This window comes from Aphanothece microscopica RSMan92, from assembly GCF_046613545.2.
Lineage (GTDB): Bacteria > Cyanobacteriota > Cyanobacteriia > PCC-6307 > Cyanobiaceae > NIES-981.
The window spans coordinates 1-468 of the sequence record NZ_JBKKKY020000507.1 but is presented as its reverse complement, the minus strand read 5'-3'; the positions used below and the strand labels follow the sequence as shown (position 1 = coordinate 468).

Annotated in this window: 1 protein-coding gene; it reads left to right on the top strand. The window is 61.1% G+C overall.

From position 1 onward, the window contains the following. Positions 1-468: hypothetical protein (locus ACLD7X_RS18780; RefSeq protein WP_411425197.1), on the top strand; the 468-nt coding region annotated here is incomplete at both ends.

Sequence of the window (468 nt, the reverse complement as noted above, 5' to 3'; positions counted from 1 at the left end):
CAACGCAGACCCGGACCAGTGGTGGACATTTTCGGCCACACCCGGTTTCGCAGATGATCCCGCATCGAACTTCCATCTGCCGGTTTCGTCTACGGACATTGCCGGGCGCACGAGCTGGGTGGAACATGATCGTTACGATCTGCTCGGCGTGTCGGTCACCAATCCGGCTGGGCAGGCGGTGCGCGCCATCAATGACTATCGCCTGCTGGCGCCGCGCATGGTTCGCGACATCAACGGCAACTGGAGCGCTGCTCGCCATGATGCATTCGGGCGGCCGGTTTCTGTTGCGATCATGGGAAAGATCGAAACGGCCGGAGTGCGGACCGGCTACGAGCCATGTGAGGGCGACAACCTCACCAATCCGACGCAGCAGTTTGTCTACGATCTCGACGCCTTCGTCAGAAGCGGCAGACCTATCAGCGCTCACACCATCGCTTTCGAGAACCACCGGTTTTCCGGCGGTGACCG